This is a genomic window from Streptomyces sp. NPDC058985 (assembly GCF_042740985.1).
GTDB lineage: Bacteria > Actinomycetota > Actinomycetes > Streptomycetales > Streptomycetaceae > Streptomyces.
In genome coordinates this window covers 21,278-27,451 of record NZ_JBHYJX010000051.1, presented here as the reverse complement: position 1 = coordinate 27,451, position 6,174 = coordinate 21,278, and the positions used below count along the sequence as shown (strand labels likewise).

The 6,174-nt window shown below is 75.8% G+C and carries 5 protein-coding genes and 1 riboswitch; all 5 genes read left to right on the top strand.

Annotated elements, in window-relative coordinates; all coding sequences use genetic code 11:
• Positions 1 to 291: 291 nt before the first annotated feature.
• Positions 292 to 382, top strand: a riboswitch (cobalamin riboswitch).
• A gap of 129 nt (positions 383 to 511) precedes the next feature.
• From ACFW01_RS32275 to ACFW01_RS32255, 5 genes are read left to right on the top strand one after another with little or no spacing between them, the layout of a single operon-like run.
• Positions 512 to 1,747, top strand: coding sequence for a prenyltransferase/squalene oxidase repeat-containing protein (locus ACFW01_RS32275; protein WP_384509599.1), 1,236 nt, complete (start codon positions 512 to 514; stop codon positions 1,745 to 1,747).
• A complete protein-coding gene (locus ACFW01_RS32270; RefSeq protein WP_384509596.1) occupies positions 1,744 to 2,403 on the top strand; it encodes an SCO2322 family protein in 660 nt (219 codons plus the stop codon). Before ACFW01_RS32275 ends, ACFW01_RS32270 begins: the two co-directional genes overlap by 4 nt.
• Positions 2,393 to 3,595, top strand: coding sequence for an energy-coupling factor transporter transmembrane component T (locus ACFW01_RS32265; RefSeq protein WP_384509593.1), 1,203 nt, complete (start codon positions 2,393 to 2,395; stop codon positions 3,593 to 3,595). Before ACFW01_RS32270 ends, ACFW01_RS32265 begins: the two co-directional genes overlap by 11 nt.
• Positions 3,592 to 5,283, top strand: a complete 1,692-nt coding sequence (locus ACFW01_RS32260) for an ABC transporter ATP-binding protein (RefSeq protein WP_384509590.1) — start codon at positions 3,592 to 3,594, stop codon at positions 5,281 to 5,283. The genes ACFW01_RS32265 and ACFW01_RS32260 overlap by 4 nt, the downstream gene beginning before the upstream one ends.
• The gene (locus ACFW01_RS32255) at positions 5,280 to 6,137 is read left to right on the top strand and encodes an ECF transporter S component (protein WP_384509587.1); all 858 of its coding nucleotides are present in this window, start codon (positions 5,280 to 5,282) and stop codon (positions 6,135 to 6,137) included. Before ACFW01_RS32260 ends, ACFW01_RS32255 begins: the two co-directional genes overlap by 4 nt.
• The last annotated feature ends 37 nt before the right edge of the window (positions 6,138 to 6,174 follow it).

Sequence of the window (6,174 nt, the reverse complement as noted above, 5' to 3'; positions counted from 1 at the left end):
CAGCAGCACCCTGGGCCCCACGCCCAGCAGCACCCTGGGCCCCACGCCCAGCAGCACCCTGGGCCCCACGCCCAGCAGCACCCTGGGCCCCACGCCCGGCAGCACCTTGGGCCCCACGGCCGGCCCGGCCGGACCGCTCACCGGCGGATGCCCGCCGGAGCCCGGAATCCGGGTCACGATCGGCGCGAGGATCAGCTGGGCCCGCGCACCCGCCCCCGCTCCCCCCTCCGGCCGCCCCTCGGCCGCGCGCCCCGGGCGGGTAAAGTGGCGGCGTCGTCATCACCCGTACGGGGGGAAGCCGGTGCAATTCCGGCGCTGACCCGCAACCGTGAACCGCCCGCGCCCGCCCAGGGACCTCCGCGGACGGCCAGCCGGAATGCCCCGCGCGGACGTGACCGGCTCACGTGCCCGGCGCCCGCCGGAGCACGGGCACCGTCGAGGCATACGGGGCCGAGCCGCCGGGGGTGCCCCGTGCTGCCCGGTCCCGCACAGGGAAAGGCACCCGCCGATCATGAACGTCCGCCGTCGAGGCAGCGCCGCGGTCCTGGCCGCCGCAGCAGTGATCGGCGCCGCCGCCGCGCCCGCGGTCGCCGCCGACCCCTCACCGTCCGCCTCCGCGTCCAGGCCGGCGGCCCTGTTCGGCACCGGCGACCCCCAGTTCGACGGCGTCTGGCGCCAGTCCTTCGCGCTGCTCGCGCAGGACACCGTGGGTGTGATCCCGTCGCCGAAGGCCGTGGAGTGGCTCACCGGCCAGCAGTGCGCGAACGGCTCCTTCGCCCCGTTCCGCGCCGACCCCGCCAAGGCGTGCGACGCCAAGACCATGGTCGACACCAACCAGACCGCCGCCGCGGTCCAGGCGCTGTGGGCCGTCGGCGGACACGGCGACGTCGTCGAGGACGCCCTCGACTGGCTGAAGTCCGTGCAGAACAAGGACGGTGGCTGGGGCTACTCCCCCGGCGGACCCAGCGACGCGAACTCCACCTCCCTCGTCATCGGCGCCCTGACCGCCACGGACACCGATCCCACGAAGGTCACCAAGGACGGCAAGTCCCCGTACGACGCCCTGCTGACGTTCGCCCTCCCCTGCTCCAAGGACGACGGCGCCTTCGCCTTCCAGCCCGACAAGGACGGCAAGCTGCTCCCCAACGCCGACGCCACGGCCGCCGGCGTCCTCGGCTCCCTCGGCAAGGGCCTGGTCACCGGGCCCGGCAAGAAGGCGGCCGCCGCCACCTGCGCCGACGAGCCCGACCGTGCTCAGGCCGCCGCGAACGGCGCGGCGTACCTCGCCGGCGCCGTCGCCGAGGACGGTCACCTCAAGTCCGCCCTCGGCGGCTCCCCCGACCAGCCCGACTACGGCAACACCGCCGACGCGGTCGTCGCGCTCGCCGCGCAGGGCGGCGCGGACCAGGCGGCCGAACCGCTGGCCTGGCTGGAGAAGAACGCCGCGAAGTGGGCGAAGGAGAGCGGCCCGTCCGCCTACGCCCAGCTGATCTTCGCCGCCCACGCCACGGGCACCGATCCGCGCGACTTCGGCGGCACGGACCTGGTGGAGGGGCTCAACGCGACGGGGCCGGCGCCCCAGGGAGCGAAGGCGAGCGACTCCGCCACGGCGAGCGACCAGGCCGCGGACGAGAACGAGAACGACGACTCCGGGTTCGGCGTCTGGTGGTTCGTCGGCGTCTGCCTCGTCTTCGGCATCGGCATCGGCTTCCTGCTCAGCGGCCGCAACAAGAAGCGGCAGCCGTGACCCGCCGCGTCGTCCTCCTCTTCCTGGCCGCGTTCCTGCTGATCGGGAGCGCGGGCCAGGCGCAGGCCGCCGGGTACCGCTACTGGTCCTTCTGGGACCGCGACGGCGACCAGTGGGTCTACGCCACCCAGGGCCCGTCCCTCGTCCGCCCCTCGGACGGCGACGTCCAGGGCTTCCGCTTCGCGGTGAGCGCGAACTCGGACGACGCCGCCAAGCCGCGCGGCGCCGCGGACTTCGCGTCGGTCTGCGCGAAGACCCCGGCCGAGGACGGCAGCAAGCGGGTCGCCCTCGTCCTCGACTTCGGTACGGCGGCCGACGCGCCGTCCGGCGAGACCCCGCCGGCCCGGCGCACGGCCTGCGCGCAGGTCGCTCCGGACGCCACGACGGCCGACGCCCTGGCCGACGTCGCGGGCCCGCTCCGCTACAACACCAGCGCGCTGCTGTGCGCGATCGGCGGCTACCCGAAGTCGGGCTGCGGCGAGCAGGTGTCACAGGAGGCCGACCCGACGGCCACCGAATCCCCGGGCCGACAGGCCGCCCAGGACGACACCGGTGACGACGGCCCGTCCGTCGGCCTGATCGCGGGCATCGCGGTGGTGGCGGCCCTGGCCGGAGCGACAGCCTGGCAGGCGAGGCGGCGCAGGAATGCCCCGTAACGGGCAACCTGCCGAGCCCTCTTCCGGCAGCCGTGCCGCCGGGGCGGCGCCCGTCCCACGGAGAGGCGGTACCCGGCAGACGCCGGCAAGCGCACCGGCCCTCCGCCATCAGCGCACCGCACCCCTCCACCCCGGCGCCTGGTGGCTCTGGGCGCTGGCCCTCGGTACCGCCGCCACCCGCACCACCAACCCCCTGCTCCTCGCCCTCCTCGTCGCCGTCTCCGCCTACGTCGTGATCTCCCGCCGCCCCCACGCCCCCTGGTCCCGTTCCTACGGCGCCTTCGTCAAGCTCGCCCTGGCCGTCCTCGTCATCCGCCTCCTCTTCACCACGGTCCTCGGCTCCCCCATCCCCGGCACCCACACCCTCGTCACGCTCCCCGAAGTCCCCCTCCCCGACTGGGCGCAGGGCATCCGCCTGGGCGGCCGGGTCACCGCCGAGGGCCTCGCCTTCGCCCTGTACGACGCGATGAAGCTCGCCACGCTCCTCATCTGCGTCGGCGCCGCGAACGCCCTCGCCAACCCCTCCCGCCTCCTCAAGTCCCTCCCCGGCGCCCTGTACGAGATGGGCGTCGCCGTAGTCGTCGCCCTCACCTTCGCGCCGAACCTCATCGCCGACGTCCAGCGCCTGCGCGCCGCCCGCCGCCTCCGGGGCCGCCCCGACAGCGGCGTACGCGGCCTGCTGCAGGTCGGGCTCCCGGTCCTCGAGGGCGCCCTGGAGCGCTCCGTCGCCCTCGCCGCCGCGATGGACGCCCGCGGTTACGGCCGTACCGCCCAGGTCCCCACCGGGGTCCGCCGTACCACCGCCGCCCTCACCCTGGGCGGCCTGCTGGGCGTCTGCGCGGGAACGTACGGGCTGCTGACCGCCGCGGGCGGCACGTACGGCATCCCCGTCCTGGTCGTCGGCCTCGCCGCGGCGCTCGCGGGCCTGTGGCTGGGCGGACGGCGCACGGTCCGCACCCGCTACCGCCCGGACCGCTGGAACGCCCGCGCCTGGCTGGTGACCGGATCCGGCGTGGCGGTCGCGGCGGCGCTGTTCCTCGCCGCCGCCCGCGACCCGGCGGCGCTGCACCCGGGCGTGGTCCCGCTGGTCGCGCCGTCGCTCCCGCTGTGGCCGGCCGCCGCGATCCTCGTCGGCCTGCTCCCGGCGTTCGTCACCCCCGCACCCGAGACCGCCGCGAAGGAGCCGTCGTGATCCGCTTCGAGAACGTGTCGGTCACGTACGACGGAACGACCCGCCCAGTCGTCCAGGGAGTGGACTTCGAGGTCCCGGAGGGCGAACTGGTCCTCCTCGCGGGCCCGTCCGGTGTCGGCAAGTCCACCGTCCTCGGCGCGGTCGGCGGCCTCGTCCCGCACTTCACCGGCGGCACGCTGCGCGGCCGGGTCACCGTGGCCGGCCGCGACACCCGCACCCACAAGCCGCGTGAACTGGCCGACGTGGTCGGCACGGTGGGCCAGGACCCGCTCTCCCACTTCGTGACGGACACCGTGGAGGACGAGCTGGCCTACGGCATGGAGTCGCTGGGTCTGGCCCCCGACGTGATGCGCCGCCGGGTCGAGGAGACCCTCGACCTCCTGGGCCTCTCCGACCTCCGCGCCCGTCCCATCGCCACGCTCTCCGGCGGCCAGCAGCAGCGGGTCGCCATCGGCTCGGTCCTCACCCCGCATCCCGACGTGCTGGTCCTGGACGAGCCGACGTCCGCCCTGGACCCCGCCGCCGCCGAGGAGGTCCTGGCCGTCCTGCAGCGCCTCGTGCACGACCTCGGTACGACGGTCCTGATGGCCGAGCACCGGCTGGAGCGGGTCATCCAGTACGCCGACCAGGTCGTGCTGCTCCCGGGGCCGGGTGCCGCGCCGGTGCTCGGCGCCCCCGCGGACGTGATGGCCGTGTCCCCGGTCTATCCGCCGGTGGTGGGTCTCGGCAGGCTGGCCGGCTGGTCCCCGCTGCCGCTGACGGTCCGCGACGCCCGCCGCCGCGCGGCTCCGCTGCGGGAACGGCTGGCCGACCGCCGGATCCCGGAGCGCACCGCGCCGACGTCCGTACTGCCCGCACCGCCCGCCCTCGGCGCCGCTCCCCGCCGTTGGCGGCTCCGCGCGAAGCCCGCCTCCGGGCCCGCCGCGGCCCCCGCCCCGTACGCCGCCGAGATCCGCTCCCTGGCCGTGCGCCGCGACCGCGTCCAGGCCCTGCGCCACATCGACCTGACCGTCTCCCCCGGCGAGACCGTCGCCCTGATGGGCCGCAACGGCGCGGGCAAGTCGACGCTCCTCTCCGCGCTCGTCGGCCTCGTCGCACCGTCGTCCGGTACGGTCCGGGCGGGCGACGCCGTGCCGCACCGCACGGCCCCCCGCGACCTGGTACGCCGCGTCGGCCTGGTCCCCCAGGAGCCGCGGGACCTGCTGTACGCCGACACGGTCGCCGCCGAGTGCGCGGCCGCCGACCGGGACGCGGACGCGACCCCCGGCACCTGCCGCGCCCTCCTCACCGAACTGCTCCCCGGCGTCACGGACGACACCCACCCCAGGGACCTCTCGGAGGGCCAGCGCCTGACCCTCGCCCTGTCCGTCGTCCTGACCGCCCGGCCGCCCCTCCTCCTGCTGGACGAGCCGACGCGCGGGCTGGACTACGCGGCGAAGGCCCGGCTGGCCGGCATCCTGCGCGAGCTGGCGGCCGAGGGGCACGCGATCGTACTGGCCACGCACGACGTGGAGCTGGCCGCCGAGCTGGCCCACCGGGTGGTGCTGCTCGCCGAGGGCGAGGTGATCGCCGACGGCCCGGCGGCGGACGTGGTGGTGGCCTCCCCGTCCTTCGCTCCGCAGGTGGCGAAGGTGCTGGCCCCCCGCAAGTGGCTCACGGTCGCACAGGTACGGGAGGCCCTGGCATGACCGGTTCCCCCGTCACCCCTCCCGACCGCCAGGCCCGCGCCGTCCGCCTGGGCCCCCGCTCGGTCGCCGCGCTGCTCCTGGTCAGCGCGGTGGGCGCGGCCGGCTTCGGCTGGCCCTTCCTGGCCCCGCCGGACGCCTCCCTCAACGCGCACGCCCAGGACGCGCCGTGGCTGTTCGCGGGCCTGCTGGTGCTGCTGGTGGCGGTAGTGGCGGCGACGATCTCGGAGTCGGGCCTCGGTCCCAAGGCGGTCGCGATGCTCGGCGTCCTGGCGGCGGCGGGCGCGGCGCTGCGCCCCATCGGCGCGGGGACGGCGGGCCTGGAACCGATGTTCTTCCTCATGGTCCTCAGCGGCCGGGTCCTCGGCCCCGGCTTCGGCTTCGTCCTCGGCTCGGTCACGATGTTCGCGTCCGCGCTGCTCACCGGCGGGGTGGGGCCGTGGATGCCGTTCCAGATGCTGGCGATGGGCTGGTTCACGATGGGCGCGGGCCTGCTGCCGGGCCCCGACCGCCTGCGCGGCCGCGCCGAACTCCTCCTGCTGGCCGCCTACGGCTTCCTGGCCGCCTTCGCCTACGGCACGGTGATGAACCTGGCGGGCTGGACCTTCATGAACACCCTCGCCTCGAACATCGCCTTCGACCCGGACGCGTCGGTCGCCTCCAACCTGGCCCGCTTCCTCGCCTACTGCCTGGCCACGTCGCTGGGCTGGGACGGCGGCCGCGCCGCGATGACGGTCGTCCTCACCCTCGCCCTGGGCACCCCGGTCCTCAGAGCCCTGCGCCGCGCCACCCGCAGAGCGGCCTTCGAGGCCCCGGTCGCCTTCGAAGAGCCCGACAAGGGGAACAGCCCCGCGTAAGAGGTGTCGCCTGGACCTTGCCTGACGGTCGAGGTCG